The sequence below is a fragment of the Deltaproteobacteria bacterium genome, assembly GCA_016709225.1.
In the GTDB taxonomy this organism is placed as follows: Bacteria; Myxococcota_A; Polyangia; order Nannocystales; family Nannocystaceae; genus Xiheibacterium; species Xiheibacterium phototrophicum.
Window position 1 is genome coordinate 644466 of sequence record JADJEE010000012.1, and the last position, 14273, is coordinate 658738.

Annotated in this window: 12 protein-coding genes; 4 read left to right on the plus strand and 8 right to left on the minus strand. The window is 72.2% G+C overall.

Annotated elements, in window-relative coordinates:
* Positions 1-6 precede the first annotated feature (6 nt).
* The 3 genes from IPH07_27675 to IPH07_27685 are packed head-to-tail and all read right to left on the minus strand — an operon-like array spanning position 7 to position 1833.
* Positions 7-651 (minus strand): hypothetical protein, encoded by a 645-nt coding sequence (locus IPH07_27675; GenBank protein ID MBK6921208.1) that lies wholly within the window; start codon positions 649-651, stop codon positions 7-9.
* A complete protein-coding gene (locus IPH07_27680) occupies positions 644-1222 on the minus strand; it encodes a sigma-70 family RNA polymerase sigma factor (GenBank protein ID MBK6921209.1) in 579 nt (192 codons plus the stop codon). The genes IPH07_27675 and IPH07_27680 overlap by 8 nt, the downstream gene beginning before the upstream one ends.
* 47 nt (positions 1223-1269) lie before the next feature.
* A complete protein-coding gene (locus IPH07_27685) occupies positions 1270-1833 on the minus strand; it encodes a hypothetical protein (protein ID MBK6921210.1) in 564 nt (187 codons plus the stop codon).
* A gap of 325 nt (positions 1834-2158) precedes the next feature.
* On the opposite strand from IPH07_27685, the gene IPH07_27690 reads away from it, so the two are divergent.
* Both IPH07_27690 and IPH07_27695 read left to right on the plus strand, forming a co-directional pair.
* The gene (locus IPH07_27690; GenBank protein ID MBK6921211.1) at positions 2159-3982 is read left to right on the plus strand and encodes an ABC transporter ATP-binding protein; all 1824 of its coding nucleotides are present in this window, start codon (positions 2159-2161) and stop codon (positions 3980-3982) included.
* Positions 3979-5844: an ABC transporter ATP-binding protein gene (locus IPH07_27695; GenBank protein MBK6921212.1), complete on the plus strand. Its 1866-nt coding sequence runs from the start codon at positions 3979-3981 to the stop codon at positions 5842-5844. Before IPH07_27690 ends, IPH07_27695 begins: the two co-directional genes overlap by 4 nt.
* Here the strand turns inward: IPH07_27695 and IPH07_27700 are convergent.
* The 4 genes from IPH07_27700 to IPH07_27715 all read right to left on the minus strand — a co-directional run bounded on the left by IPH07_27700 (position 5841) and on the right by IPH07_27715 (position 11022).
* On the minus strand, positions 5841-6713 hold the full coding sequence (locus IPH07_27700) for a patatin-like phospholipase family protein (GenBank protein ID MBK6921213.1): 873 nt from the start codon (positions 6711-6713) through the stop codon (positions 5841-5843). The genes IPH07_27695 and IPH07_27700 overlap by 4 nt on opposite strands.
* Before the next feature lie 60 nt (positions 6714-6773).
* Positions 6774-8507 (minus strand): hypothetical protein, encoded by a 1734-nt coding sequence (locus IPH07_27705; GenBank protein ID MBK6921214.1) that lies wholly within the window; start codon positions 8505-8507, stop codon positions 6774-6776.
* A gap of 201 nt (positions 8508-8708) precedes the next feature.
* Positions 8709-9674 (minus strand): hypothetical protein, encoded by a 966-nt coding sequence (locus tag IPH07_27710; protein ID MBK6921215.1) that lies wholly within the window; start codon positions 9672-9674, stop codon positions 8709-8711.
* Positions 9675-9768: 94 nt separating this feature from the next.
* The gene (locus IPH07_27715; GenBank protein ID MBK6921216.1) at positions 9769-11022 is read right to left on the minus strand and encodes a hypothetical protein; all 1254 of its coding nucleotides are present in this window, start codon (positions 11020-11022) and stop codon (positions 9769-9771) included.
* 29 nt (positions 11023-11051) lie between these two features.
* Here IPH07_27715 and IPH07_27720 point away from each other — a divergent pair, with 29 nt between their 5' ends.
* Positions 11052-12497 carry a serine/threonine protein kinase gene (locus IPH07_27720; GenBank protein MBK6921217.1) on the plus strand — a complete coding sequence of 482 codons (1446 nt, stop codon included), beginning with the start codon at positions 11052-11054 and terminating at the stop codon, positions 12495-12497.
* A gap of 37 nt (positions 12498-12534) precedes the next feature.
* Here IPH07_27720 and IPH07_27725 read toward each other — a convergent pair whose 3' ends face one another.
* The gene (locus IPH07_27725) at positions 12535-12777 is read right to left on the minus strand and encodes a hypothetical protein (GenBank protein MBK6921218.1); all 243 of its coding nucleotides are present in this window, start codon (positions 12775-12777) and stop codon (positions 12535-12537) included.
* A 110-nt stretch (positions 12778-12887) separates the two neighbouring features.
* Between IPH07_27725 and IPH07_27730 the strand changes: the two genes are divergently transcribed.
* Positions 12888-14261 (plus strand): sigma 54-dependent Fis family transcriptional regulator, encoded by a 1374-nt coding sequence (locus IPH07_27730; GenBank protein MBK6921219.1) that lies wholly within the window; start codon positions 12888-12890, stop codon positions 14259-14261.
* Positions 14262-14273: the final 12 nt, after the last annotated feature.

A 14273-nucleotide genomic window follows, 5' to 3' on the forward strand; every position in this document is an offset into this window, starting at 1 on the left:
GCGGGCTCACCGTGTCCACGGGTCGCGGAAATCGAGCGGGACCTCGATCTCGACCGGCGCGTCGTCGGCGGGCGCGTCGAACACCAGGTCGAGCGCGCGGCTGCGAAGGCAGTCGCGAAAGCCGGGATCCTCGAGCTCGGAGTCGCGGGAGAACTCGGCGACGGTCACGACCCCTCGGCCGTCACGACGGACCACGGTCAACTCGAGCACGAGCTGGCCCGAGTACTGGACCGCGTTGATGATCAGCGCGCCGTGGCACATCTCGGCGAACGGCATGAAGTCCTCGCGCAGCGTGCGGCCGATCGCCTCGCGCGAGAGACCCGCGGCGGGCGCGGCCTCGATCTCGCCGGCGACCTCGAGTGCCGCTGGCGGTGGCGGTGCTGCGGACGGTTCCGATGATGGTGATGGCGACGGCGACCGCCACCACAGCACCGCCAGCACCGCGGCGGCCGCGGCGATGCCCGCGAGTACGATGACCGGTGCCCGACGCGGACGCGGCGGGGGCGTCGGGGGCACTGGGTCGAGTGACACGTCGTCGTCGTTCATGCGGGCGAGGACTTGATCGGCGAAATCGTCGGACAGTGGCGCCACGCGCCAGGCATCGAGCTCGGGCAGCCGGGGTGGTTCGGGCGTTTGGGGTGGTTCAGTCATGCGCCAGCTCCTCCAGCGCGCGTTGCAGCGCAGCGCGTGCCCGCCACAGTCGCGACTTCACGGTGCCGAGATCGATCCCCAACGATGCGGCGATCTCGGCGTACTCGAAGCCGTGGTACTCGCGCAGGACGAAGGCCGCCCGATGCGGCGGCGGCAGCCGACCGATCGCGTCGGCGATCGCCTCGCCGAGGCGACGACGATCGGGCGCGAGCTCGTCGGCATCGATCGACGCGTGGTCGTCCCCGTCGTCGAGGCTGGTGGTGGGTAGCCGTCGGCGCTCGATCGCCTGCAGCGCGAGCCGGGTGGCGATCGTGAGCAGCCAGGTCGACAGCCGCGCGGGCCCGTCGGGATCGAACCGCGGCAACGCAGCGAACGCGCGCAGGAAGGTCTCCTGCGCCAGGTCCTCGGTCAGCGCATCGAGCCCGGAGCCCGCGAGCACGCGCCGCAGCAGCGACCCGACCGCACGCTGGTGCCGCTCGATGAGTGCCCGACACGCCGCGCGATCGCCCGCCTGCGCTCGCAAGATGACGTCGCGCTCCTGCGTCGGGTTCGGCGGGAGCGGCACGCCCACGCTTGCTCTCATCGCATCGGCCACGTCGATGTACCCTGGCCCACGTCCTACGTCGCGTCACGGTAGCAGAACCCCTGCGCACCCTCGGGCAGCGAGGCGGGATCGGGACACTGCGCGCCCTCGGGGCACTGCTCGGAGCTCGTGCACAGCAGCAGACAGATGTGGTCCTCGCTCGAACACGCTGGGGTCGCGCCGGTGGCGGGATCGGGGCAGTCGTCGGCGACCTGGCAGGGCGGCGCGCAGATGCACCAAGGGCCGCCGTCGAGCTCGACCTCGTCGGGCCCGCAGGGGTCGCAGGTCCCGTATGGCGGCGGCGGCTCGGCGGTCCCGCTCGAGCTCGTGTCCCCACCCGAGCCCTGCGATCCACTCGAGCCACCGCCGCCGGAGCCCGACGACGAGCCTTCGCCGCTGCTCGCCGCACCACCCGTGCTCGCTCCCTGGGTACCCGCACCGCTGGTACCCGGCGTTCCGGTGCTCGGCTCGCCGAGCGTCCCGGTCGACGCGACCGTCGTGCTGTCGTCGCCCTTCGCGGCATCCATCCTGGGCGTCGGCGTGCAGGCGAACGCGGCGAGACCATGGACGACGAGCACCGACGATCGAAGCGCGACCATGTCCCCTTGCATCGCAGCGCGACCCGAATGTTCCCGATCCTCGGGTGCGGACGTCGAAGCAACGCGCCGCCCTACGGATCGTCGGCTTGCCTCGGGCACGAGCGTCACGGGCATTCCGCACGTCGCCCCGACTTGCGACCGCCGACCGCTCCGCGCTAGCATCACACCGATGCGTCGCGTCACCACCATCGAGTCCGCCTTCTGGGGCGGCTGGATCATGGGCGGGTAGTCGCGACGGAGTCATCCTCGTTCGCAGCAAGAACCCGCTCTCGGCCCCGCCGGAGCGGGTTTTCGCGTTTCTCACCCCTGCACGCTCTCGCCCTCCATGCGCCCCTTCCTCCACGCGCTGCACGAGCTCCTCGTCGGCGACCGCGCCCGCTTCGCGGCGGCCGTGGTCGCGCTCGTGGTGGCGTCGTGCCTGCTGTACGTCGCGCCGTTGGTGCCGCAGCTGGTGATCGACGGCGTGCTGGCACCCGCCGACCAGGCCTCGCCCGCGATGCAGCGGGCGGTCGCTGCGCTCGGTGGCCGCAGCTGGCTGCGCGAGCACCTGTGGGCCCCGGCCACCTGGCTGGTGGCGATCACCGTGGCGGCCGGCGTGTTCACCTACCTGCGCGGTCGGCTGTCGTCGATCGCCAGCGAGAACACGATTCGTCGTCTGCGTGAGCGGCTCTACGATCGCCTGCAGCACCTGCCGTCGTCGTACTTCGACCGCGCCGAGACCGGCGACCTCGTGCAGCGCTGCACCTCCGACGTGGAGACCGTGCGGACGTTCCTCGAGAGCCACGTGGTCGAGATCGGCCGCGCCTCGATCATGTTCGTGGTGCCGCTGCCGCTGATGTTCCTCATCGACGCGCGCATGACCGCGATCGCCGTGATGCTGGTGCCGCTGCTGTTCGGCTTCTCGCTGTGGTTCTTCCTGCGGGTGCGGCGCAGCTTCACCGCGGTCGACGAGGCCGAGGGCCGCATGACGGCGATGCTGCAGGAGAACCTCGCCGGCATCCGGGTCGTGCGGTCGTTCGCGCGGCAGGACTTCGAGTGTGCGCGCTTCGCCGTGCACAACGCCGAGCACCGCGACGCGACCGCGCGCATGTTCGCGTTGCTGGCGTGGTACTGGTCGTCGACCGACCTGCTGTGCCTGGCGCAGCGGGGCTTGGTGGCGGTCTACGGCATCGTGCGCATCGTCGACGGCACGTTGCAGGTCGGCGCGTTCCTCTACTTCCTCACCGCGGTGTCGATGTTCGTCTTCCCGCTGCGGATGATGGGTCGCGTGGTCGCCGACCTCGGCAAGACCACGGTCGCGCTCGCGCGGCTGGACGAGATCCTCGGCCACGCGCCCGAGCCCGCGCCCGCCGAGCCGGCCCCGTTCGCCCCCGCCCGCGGCGAGCTGGTGCTCGAACACGTGCGCTTCGCCCACGGTGACGCCGCGCCGGCGCTCGAAGACCTGTCGCTGCGGATCGCCGCCGGCACCACGGTCGCGATCGTGGGCGCCTCGGGTGCCGGCAAGTCCACGCTGGTCGAGCTGCTGCTTCGCCTGCGCGATCCCGACGCGGGTAGCATCCACCTCGACGGCGTCGAGCTGCGCACGCTCGATCGCAAGCAGGTCCGCGAGCGGATCGTCGCGGTGCTGCAGGAGCCGTTCCTGTTCTCGCGCAGCGTCGCGGAGAACCTGCGCTTCGCCCGACCCGACGCCGAGCTCGACGCGCTCGTCGAGGCCACGCGCACGGCGTGCGTACACGCGGCCATCGAGGGCCTGCCGGGTGGGTATGACACCGTGGTGGGCGAGCGCGGCGTGATGCTCTCGGGCGGGCAGCGGCAGCGCGTGGCGCTGGCGCGGGCGCTGCTGCGAGAGCCGACCGTGCTGGTGCTCGACGACTCGTTGTCGGCCGTCGACACCCGCACCGAGTCGACCATCCTGGGCGCGCTCGCTGCCCGCCGCGGGCGTCACAGCACGATCATCATCGCGCACCGCCTGACCACCGTCCGCGCCGCCGATCGCATCGTCGTGCTCGAGCGCGGGCGCGTGCTCGAGCAGGGCTCGCACTGCGAGCTGCTGGCGGCGCACGGCGCCTACGCGCGCATGTGGGCCCAGCAACAGGACGCCGCGGCGTCACCGGCGGCGGACGCAGTCGCGGTAGGAGCAGCGACATGAGCGGATTCGACGAGTTCGACGAGGAGCCCAGCGGGCCGCGACGCATCGACTGGTCGCTGTGGCGGCGCATGCTCGTGCACGTGCGTCCGCACTGGCGCGCGGTGGTCGCGATGATCGTGCTCGGTCAGCTGCTGGCGGCGGTCGACCTCGCGTTGCCGCTGCTCACGGCATGGTTGGTCGACGCCGCCGTCGGCGGCCGCGGCCTGGCCGAGCTGACGTGGGGCTGGGTCGCCTACGGCGCGTCGGCGGTGCTGTTCGCCTGCCTCATCTGGGGCATCGTGGCGGTCGCCGGCCGGCTGGCCTCGGGCGTCGGCCACGACCTGCGCCGTGCCGGCTTCGCGCGCCTGCAGGAGCTGTCGTTCGGCTACTTCGACCGGCGCCCGGTGGGCTGGCTGGTCAGTCGCGTGACCTCGGACTGCGGCAAGGTCTCGGGGCTGCTGCCGTGGTTCTCGCTCGACATGACCTGGGGCCCCGCGCTGGCGCTCGGCGTGACGATCGCGATGTTCGTGGTGCACCCGGTGCTCGCGGCGTGGGTACTCACCATCGTGCCCGCGCTGGCGGTGACGAGCGTGTTCTTCCAACGCCGCATGCTCGCGAGCGCCCGCGCGATGCGACGCGCCAACGCCCGCATCACCGCGAGCTTCGGCGAGGCCGTGATGGGCGTGCGTACCACCAAGGCGCTCGTCCGCGAGCACGGTGCGCTGTCGGAGCTGTCGGCGCTCGCCGGTGAGGCCCGCGGCCACGCCGTGCGCAACGCCCTGCAGGGGTCGCTGTACCTGCCGATCGTGGTCTCGCTCGGTGCCGTGGGTACGGGCCTGGCGCTGTGGCGCGGCGGCCTCGAGATCGTCGGCGGCGTCAGCATCGGCACGCTGGTGGCATTCATGCAGTTCGTCGCGCTGTTCCACATGCCGATCGAGGACATCGTGCGTCGACTGACCGACCTGCAGGCCGCGCAGGCGGCGGCCGAGCGTGTGCAAGGACTGCTCGACACCGCGCCCGAGATCACGGATGCGCCCGAGGTGCGCGCTGCGATCGCGGCGGCAGCGATGGCTCCACGCGCGCCGGGCATCGCCATCGACGGTGGTCCTGCCCGCATCCGCCACATCTCGTTCTGCGACGTCGGCTTTGGCTACGACCCCGCGCGACCGGTGATCCACGGCGTCGATCTCGAGGTCCACGCCGGTCAGACCATCGCGTTGGTGGGCGAGACCGGCGGCGGCAAGACCACGCTGGTGAACCTACTCGCACGCTTCTACGAGCTGCAGACCGGTGCGATCCTCATCGATGGCATCGACCACCGCGCGCGAAGCCTGCACTGGCTGCAGTCGAGCATCGGCGTGGTGCTGCAGGCGCCCTACCTGTTCGCCGGCACGATCGCCGACAACATCCGCTACGGCCGTCTCGACGCGACCGACGACGAGGTCGTCGCCGCGGCCCGCACCGCCTGCGCGGACGCCTTCGTGTCGCAGCTGCCCGAGCGCTACGACACGCCCGTCGGTGAGGGTGGCGCGCGGCTGTCGACTGGGCAGCGGCAGCTGGTCGCGCTGGCGCGGGCGATCCTCGCCGATCCGCAGATCCTCGTGCTCGACGAGGCGACCTCGTCGGTGGACACGCACACCGAGTCGCTGATCCAGGCCGGCATCGCCGCCGTGCTGCGCGGCCGCATCGCGTTCGTGGTCGCGCATCGCCTCTCGACGATTCGCAGCGCGGACCAGATCCTCGTGATCGAGCAGGGCCGTGTGATCGAGCGCGGCAGCCATGCCGCGCTGCTGCTCGCACGCGGGCACTACCACGAGCTGTGGTCGCGCAACGCCGCCGAGGCGGTCGGTCGTGGCGACGCCTTGGCACTCGCCGGCAGCTAGCTCGAACGGCGGTGGCGCGCGACGAAGCGCTCGCCGTCTTCACGACCGAGCTCGAAGGTCGGGCGGATGAGCGCCGGGCTGGCGTAGTCCCACATCGCGATCGGTGGCTTGCGCGAGGGCGCGACGTAGGTGCGACCGGGCACCTCCGGCAGACGCGCGTAGGGCCGCGAGAGCATGACCAAGGTCGAGTCGTGGCCGGCGACGGCGTCGAGCATCGCGTCGTTGACGATCGCGCCATCGACGACGATGCCGTCGCCGCGACGGTACAGCGGCAGCAACGGCGGGATGCACGATGATTGCAGCACCAGATCGGCGACTTCGTCGACGCTGCCGCAGCTGCGCACCGACACCAGCTCGCCGACGAAACCGAGTCGGCGCGCGAGCGACGAGTGCACCGCACCGCGCACCGCGGTGTCGAGCTTGTACGCACCAAAGCCGAGCAACAGCGTCGGCACCACCGCCCGCTGGGTCGGTGGACGGGTGACGAGGATCTTCAGCTCCGGGCCGGCATGCAGCCGCGCGAGTGCCTCGTCGTCGAGCAGATCGAGGATGGTCCCGCGATAGATCTGGGCGTGCGGGAACACCGGGCGCCGGCGCACCAAGTTGGCGGGGTAGACGTTGCGGGGGTTGCGAGCGGTGCGGCGCGCGAACGACTCGACGATGGCCTCAAGCCGATCGGCGATGGCGGCACACGCGAAGGCCGCCCCCGCGCTCGCGCCCACCATGGTGCGTGGTCGCAGCGCCAGCGCGGGTGCGACGACCGACCAAAAGCCCGCCTGCCAGAAACAGCGACAGCCGCCGCCGCTCCACAGCACCGCGTCGAAGTCGGCGGCCCTCTCGGGGGCTTCGCGTCGGGCGGGCGCGGGCATGTCGGCGCGGACGCTAGCACGCGCGCGCCCACGCGGTCAGCCGTGCGCGCGGCGCCTGGCTCACAGACCGGTGAGCTCGGCCAAGGTGGCCTCGATGCCGCAGTTGGCCTCGGCGACGCGCTCGTCGAGTTCGGCCCAGCGCTTGCCGGCCTCGAAGCCGCGCGCGGGGTCGTCACACTGCACCAAGCCCATGTCGATCTGATGCGCCGGGTCGGCAGCGGCGTAGCGATCGCTCCACGCATGCCACGACGCACCGAGCACGAAGGGATGCTGCGCGAACTGCCGCAGCTGGCTGCGGTAGTACGCACCGCGCTGGATCTGGTCGTCGACGCCATCGTTGACGGGCACGAAGACGCCCGCGCCGCCTTTGTTGGTCCAGCCCTGGATGCGCGCGCGCACGCTGAACTCGCTGATCACGATCGGCAGCCCCGAGCGCTCGTGCAGCTTGATGAGGCCGTCCGAGAGCCACGGCTCGGCAAACTCGGCGCTCCCGTCGTAGACGTTGATGGCGATGAGATCGAAGCCGAGTTCACCGTCGCGCGCGAAGAGGTCGTAGGGGCAATAGGTCACCGCAGCGTCGGTGGGCACCGGAGTCTGCGGCGCGTCGGCCCACACCTCGGCGCCGGGCTCGCTCGCCGGGGCCCAGAAGCGGTAGGTGCCGGCGTCGCCGACCGCCAGCCGCGGCGTCGTCAGCAGGTGATCGGGATCGGTCGCGCGGATGGTGCCGGTGACCACCGCGATCCAGCGGCGTAGCAGCTCGTCGTGCACGAAGCGCTGCAGGTCCTCGCGGCAGGTCTGGTTGCAGTCGTGCTCGTACGGCACGGGGTGGATGGCCAGCACGTCGGTCCAGTCGTCGACGGGTAGCTCCCACGCCGCCGCCAACGCCCCCGGATCGCCGTAGTGCTCGCGCAGCATTGCCAGCAGGCCGTGGGGTGCACACGCCGGCGTGTCGAGGTCGGAGCCCTCGGGGCACGGCGACCAGATCCAGCGCCGCAGGTCTCGTACGCCGACGGTGCCGTGGCCGGCGCGATCGAACAGCCCGATCTCGTTGCCGAGGAACCACATCTGCAGCCGCGGATCGCCGACCCGCGGCGCGACGTCGTCCGCGACCATCGCCGCGATGTCGGCCGCGAATGCAGGGTTGTAGGGGTCGCCGATGCGCGCCTCGGCGAAGCCGCCCTGCAGCACGTTGCCGTGCTCGTCGGCCAGCGAGCGATCGTCGCCACGCGCGTCGACGACCAGCACCTGCCCGAACGGCGCGCCCGCGCCACCGTCCTCGGTCGCGCGGATCATCCACGAGTCGCCGCCGTCGTCATCGAAATCGTTGGTGTCACTGAAGCCACCGACCGAGTTGAAGCAGTAGGGCTTGGCGTTGCTCTCGCCGCCGCTGCTGCCAGTCGACAGCCGCGCCCACTCGACGTTCGCCGCCGTCGAGGGATCGGTGCGCCGGATCCAGTCGAGGATGCCGTCGCAGGTCTTGTCGCGCATCACGGTGTTGACCCCGAGCCAGAACACGCGCTCGCCCGCGGGCGAGACCAGCCAGGTGCGCGCGCTGTCGGCCGGCTGCTCGACGTGCCACACCGCGGCCGGCGGCGCGACACCGACGTCCATCGGCGGCACGCCGCCGTCGTCACCGCGGGTCGAGTCGCTGCCGCCGACGCCGCTCGATCCATCGTCGCCGGTCGTCGTCGCAGCGGTGCCAGCGTCGCCCGCGATCGTCGAGTCGCCCTCGGTCGTCGACGCGCCCGCGTCCCCGCGCGCCGCCGCGCCGCCACAGGCCATCGAACACAGCACCCAAGCGAGACTCGTCCGTCGCACGCTCGGTGGACGTGCGTCGCTCGAACGACGCTCGCGCGTCGCGGCCGATCTGCCGCAGAACCGGTAGAGGGCGCCCGGCGCCGGCGATTTCCGATGTGCGCGGATGCCGGCTCCTCGCGGGGGGACCGAGCGGGGCTCGGGGGCAGCCGTGCGCGCTCCCCGTTCGCGTGCCAGGCGTCAGAGCCCGTTCCACCACGCGGGCACCGCGGCCGCGGCATCGTAGTTCGGGTTGTGCCCGCCGGTCGCCGGTGAGCACCACACCACCGGGTTGCCCGCGCTGCAGCCGTCGTGCACCACGCATGGCGACGGCGCGATCGCCTGCGTGGTCTCGGCGCAGCCGTTGGCGGCGATCCACTGCGCGTGCAACGTGTCGCCGTAGGAGATCGGCACGGTCATGTCGTCCTGGTTGTGCATGATCCACACCGCCGTCTGCCCGCAGCCGAAGCCACCGGCAGAGCCCCCTTCCATGATCGCGACGCCGCGGAACACATCGGCACGACTGCACGCGACCGCGTCGGCCATGAAGCCGCCGTTGCTGTAGCCCGACGCGAACACGCGCGCGTGATCGAGGCACAGCTCGCTCGATAGCGTCGCGAGGATCGCATCGACGAACTCGAGATCGCCGGTGGTGTTCCACGCGCCGCCGGCGGGCACGGCATCGGGGCCGACCACGATCGGCGCGGGATCGAGTCCGCCGGGGATGTAGTAGCCGCTGCCGCTGCCGCCGAGGCCGTGGAATCCGAACGCGACCGGATGCGGCACCTCGGGATCGTAGGCATCGGGGATCGACACCGTGAAGGTACGCATCTGCCCCGCGACCTCGATCATCCGCGTGACCGCGCCGACCTCGGCCGGCAAGCCGCAGCCGTCGGAGGGCTCGGGCTCACCGCCAGTGGTGGTGGTCGAGGGCTCGGTGGTGCCACCGTCGGACGACGCGTCGTCACTCCCGGTGCTCGCATCGGAGGACATCGAGGTCGCGGCGGCCGTGCTCGCGCCGGTGTTGCCACTCGCGCCCGTCGACATCGTGACGCCGGCCTGCGTCGTGCTCGAACCGCCATCGTCGGACCCACCCCCCGCGTCACCACAGGCGAGCGACAGCACGAGCGACGACAGTGCATGGCGAATCGGGGGACGAGGCAGCATCTCGAGCCACGGTAGGTCATGCGCTGCGGGTTCCGGAAGCGGGCGCGGCCCCCCAATCGCGCCGCGATCGACTGTGGCCTCGATGCCGCGTGGGCTAGCGGGGCCCGTAGACCACGAGGTGATCGGGCTGTCGCTCCCGCAGCCCCAGGCCGACGCCGAGTCCCACGCCGAGCTCGACCGCGATACCGACGATCGTCCACAACCACCAGCTGTGCACGACCTTGCGCCGCTGCTTCGGCGACGCGTCGACCCGCTGCGCAGACGCGGAGACGTCGGCGCTCGCCGGTCGCGTGAGGTGCCCGTCGGCATCGACCCACGCGAGCGCGGCAGCGACCGCTTCACCGAGCTCGCCATGACGCGCGGTGGGGCTGATGCCGGCCCCGACGAGCGCGCGCGCGACCACGGCGTCGTCGCGACGTCCGACCAGCACCACCGCGTCGATGTCGCGGGCCGCGGCTGCAGCCACCAAAGCGCGACGCTCGTCGTTCCGCTCGAGCCGCAGACCGCCGTCGAAGCTGTCGGCCGCGAGGCGTCGCAGCGCGTCGGTCTCGTCGGAGGGCGGCAACGACAACGCGACCGGTGCCGATGCGGGGGTCTCGATCAGGCGCGCGACGGTGCGATGACCGACCGCAGCGGCGTGGACGACGTGGAGGCCGGGGCGCAACGCGGCGCGACCACTCGCGTCGAGCGGCTGACAGTCGACGTGGATGCTCGCATGCGTCGGGTCGCTGCCGATTGCGGTCGCCAGCGGCACCGCGACGCTCTGCGCCTCGACCACGCGCAGGAACTCGGCGACGACCTCGGGCCCCCACAGCTCGCGCGCGGGTCGACGCTCGGGCGCCAGCGCCAGCGCCAGCGCGAACCGCCGCGCCGCCTCGTCGGCGTCGCCGACGGCCTTGCGCCCGCGATGGGCGAGCCCGCGTCGCAGCTCGATCTCCCACAGCGTGTCGCACCGCGCCGGGATCGCCAGCAGCGGCAGGCGCTCGCGCTCGAGCGCGTCGAGCTGCTCGATCATCACGTCCCAGCGCTGGCCGAGCCACGCGTCGCGCACCGCCGCGAGCTCCCGCTCCATCGCCGCCACCTGGGTCGCGACCGCGGCCGCGGCGGCCGTCCGCGCGCCCTCGAGCTCCGCTGCGAAGGCCGCGCGTGACACCAACGCGAGCCGCGACGGCACCAGCGCGCGCGCAGCTGCGCTCGCCTCGAACTCCGCCAGCTCCGACGCGATCGCGGGCTGGTCCGGCCACAGCATCACGCTCGGCCGCGTGGGCGTGGGCGCCGTCTCGGTCGGCGCCGGGGTGTGTGCCGCGAGGCACCACGCGACGGCGAGCGACGGGGCGCGGAGCAGCATCCGTGGCCGACGAGGATACCATGGCGTCGATGCCGTCCCCAACCCGCAGTGCCCGCGACGGCTCGCCCGGGACCCGCGTCGGAGGCCGCTACGAGCTCGCCGACGTGATCGGTGTGGGCGGTGTCGCGGAGGTGGTCCGCGCCGCGGTCGTCGGCGCGGGCGACTTCCGCAAGCCAGTCGTGATCAAGCGATTGCGCGCGGAGCTGCGCGACGACCCCGAGCTGCAGGCTGCGTTCGCGCGCGAGGCCCAGCTCGCGCAGCGGTTCCAGCACGCGAACGTCGTGGCCGTGCTCGACCTCGGTGACGACGAGGGTCGGCCATACATCGTGATGGAGCTGGTCGACGGCTGCTCGCTGCAGCGCCTGCTGGAGCACCGCGGGCGCGAGCACGTGCCCGTCGCGTTGGCCTTGCATGTCGCGCAGCAGATCGCCGCAGCCCTGCAGTACGTGCACGGCCTGCGCGACGACGACGGTGCGCCATCGCAGCTGGTGCATCGCGACGTGACACCGGGCAACGTGCTGCTATCGAAGGACGGCGCCGTCAAGCTCACCGACTTCGGCATCGCACGCACCCGCGCCGGCGGCAACGACACCCTGCCCGGCCTCATCAAGGGCACGCCGCTCTATCTCTCGCCCGAGCAGGCCGCGGGTCGGCCGCTCGACGGCCGCAGCGACGTCTACGCGCTCGGCCTCGTGCTCCGCCGCATGATCGCCGGGGACGGACCTCTGGACGGCCACGATGCCGGCCTGCAACGCCTGGTCGAGCACGCCACCGAGCCGGCGCTGCGCGATCGTTGCGACATCGACGGCTTCGTGGCGGCGCTGCATCCGTTGGTCGCGCGGCTCGGCGATCCCCGGGCCCATGCCGAGCTGGCACGACTGGTGCGCGACGCGATCGGCGAGCACGCCACCGTCGTGCGCTCGCTCGACGTCGCGTTGCAAGCGGATCCGTCGCCCCGCACCGCCGCGATGGCGGCCACGGCAGCCCCGCCGCTGCCTTCGGCGTGGTGGTTCCCGCTCGCGGCGCTCGGCATCGTCGCACTCGTGGTCGCCATCGTGTGGCCGCGCGCGCCAGCCCCCGCGGAGCTCGCCGCACCGATCGCCGCGGCACTCGACGGCGCCGACGCCCCAGCCGCGCGCCCACCTCGGTTGGCGACGCCGCCCGCCCCGGCCGCGCCAGAGCTGACAGGGAGTCCGGCCGCTGGATCCACCGGCGACGCCACGGCAGCTCCCGCGGCTGCGCCGGGGCCCATGCGCCCCGCCATCGCGCCGCGGGGACGCGGACGCCTGAAGGTCAACCTCATGCCCTACGCCGAGGTCTCGATCGACGGCCACCCGCGCGGGCAGACCCCGCTCGACCTGCCGCTGCGCGCGGGCAAGCACACGGTGGCGCTCTACAACCCCGACAGCGCGCAGCGACGAACGCTCGAGATCGAGATCGAGCCCGGCGGGACTGCGAGCATCACCGCGTGGTGACGATGGCGGCCACCGGTGCACGACCGCACGATCGACGTCACGATCGGAACAGTCGCTCGTGCAGGCCCTGCAGCTCCTCGCGCAGCTTGCCGACCACGCCGTCGATCTCGGTGCCCGCCTTCGCGGTCACCTGCTCGAACTTGTGCTCGAACTCGTGGACCTTGGGCTCGAGCTTCGCCCACGCGTCCTTGAGATCCATCCCCGCGAGGTGGATGCGCACGCGGATTTCGTCGGCGATGCGGCGGACCTCGTCCATCGTTGATTCGGCGGTGACGCTCATGCGCCCAGTCTGGACCACGGAATCCGAGGCGCCAGCGCAAAAGCGACCGTGCGGCGCCGCCACGCACGCCGCTCGCCGCCTGGCGGTACACTGACACCAAAGCGACGAACTTGGCCTCCCCAGTCCAACACACGATCCAGATCCACGCCGGCCAGGAGCTCACGGCGCTGCGCCGGCAGCGACTGCGCGTCGAGGTCGTCCGCGGCCCCGACCGCAAGCGCCAGGGCGACTTCGACGGCGATCGCATCGTGGTCGGCACCCACGAGGGCTGCGACCTCGTGCTCGAAGACCCGACGGTCTCGCGCCACCACGTCGAGATCGCGCTGGTGCCCGAGGGTTACCGCATCCGCGACCTCGACTCGAAGAACGGCACCTACCTCGACGGCCTGCGGGTGTTCGACGTCATCGTCGACGGCGGCGCCAACATCCGCATCGGCGAGACCATCCTCAAGACCACGCCACTGCGGGACACCGTCGACCTGGCGCTGTCGCCCGCGACCCGCATGGGCCCGCTCATCGGCCGCAGCGCCGCGATGCGACGCATCTTCGCGTTGGTCGGCAAGGTCGCACCGACCGACACCACCGTGCTGCTCCACGGCGAGTCGGGCACCGGCAAGGAGGTCACCGCCCGGGCCATCCACGAGCACAGTCGGCGCGCCGACGGGCCGTTCGTGGTGGTCGACTGCGCCGCGCTGCCGCCCACGCTGATCGAGAGCGAGCTGTACGGGCACGAGCGCGGGGCCTTCACCGGTGCCGATCGCTCGCGCTCGGGCGCGTTCGAGGCCGCGAGCGGCGGCACCCTGTTCCTCGACGAGATCGGCGAGCTCCCGCTCGATCTTCAGACGCGGCTGCTCGGCGTGATCGAGCGCCGCCAGGTGCAACCGCTGGGTAGCTCGCGCGCGCGCAGCATCGACGTGCGGCTGGTCGCCGCGACCAATCGCGACCTGCGACGCGAGGTCAACCGCGGCAGCTTCCGCGCTGACCTCTACTTCCGCATCGCGGTCGTCACGCTGGTGCTGCCGGCGCTGCGCGAGCGCCCCGAGGACATCCCGCTGTACGTGGAATCGTTCCTCGCCGAGCATGCCGCCGCCGGCTACCCGCTGCAGATCGATGCCCAGACCATGGGCGAGCTCGCCTCGCGCCCCTGGCCGGGCAACGTCCGCGAGCTCCGCAACGCGCTCGAGCGCGCGGCCGCGCTGGGCGTGGTCGATCGCGACGACGCACCGGGGTTCACGCCCGTGCACGGCGATGCGCCCGAGGATCCACCGGCGCGCGCGAGCGCCCATGTCGAGGCCGACCCCGCGGTGCCGTTCAAGACCGCCAAGGGCCTGCTCATCGATCGCTTCGAGCGCGCCTACGTCGAGGCCCTGATGAAGGCCCACGGCGGCAACATCACGCAGGCAGCTCGATCGGCCGAGATCGACCGCGTGTATCTGCTGCGCCTGCTCGACAAGTTCGACATGCGCGCGACCAAGCGCACCTGATCGCGGCCGCGA

Bases quoted from the DNA above. Each gene is read 5' to 3' on its own strand.
- IPH07_27675 (MBK6921208.1), bottom strand. From the start codon at position 651: ATGACTGAACCACCCCAAACGCCCGAACCACCCCGGCTGCCCGAGCTC.
- IPH07_27685 (MBK6921210.1), bottom strand. From the start codon at position 1,833: ATGGTCGCGCTTCGATCGTCGGTGCTCGTCGTCCATGGTCTCGCCGCG.
- IPH07_27690 (MBK6921211.1), top strand. From the start codon at position 2,159: ATGCGCCCCTTCCTCCACGCGCTGCACGAGCTCCTCGTCGGCGACCGC.
- IPH07_27695 (MBK6921212.1), top strand. From the start codon at position 3,979: ATGAGCGGATTCGACGAGTTCGACGAGGAGCCCAGCGGGCCGCGACGC.
- IPH07_27700 (MBK6921213.1), bottom strand. From the start codon at position 6,713: ATGCCCGCGCCCGCCCGACGCGAAGCCCCCGAGAGGGCCGCCGACTTC.
- IPH07_27710 (MBK6921215.1), bottom strand. From the start codon at position 9,674: ATGCTGCCTCGTCCCCCGATTCGCCATGCACTGTCGTCGCTCGTGCTG.
- IPH07_27715 (MBK6921216.1), bottom strand. From the start codon at position 11,022: ATGCTGCTCCGCGCCCCGTCGCTCGCCGTCGCGTGGTGCCTCGCGGCA.
- IPH07_27720 (MBK6921217.1), top strand. From the start codon at position 11,052: ATGCCGTCCCCAACCCGCAGTGCCCGCGACGGCTCGCCCGGGACCCGC.
- IPH07_27725 (MBK6921218.1), bottom strand. From the start codon at position 12,777: ATGAGCGTCACCGCCGAATCAACGATGGACGAGGTCCGCCGCATCGCC.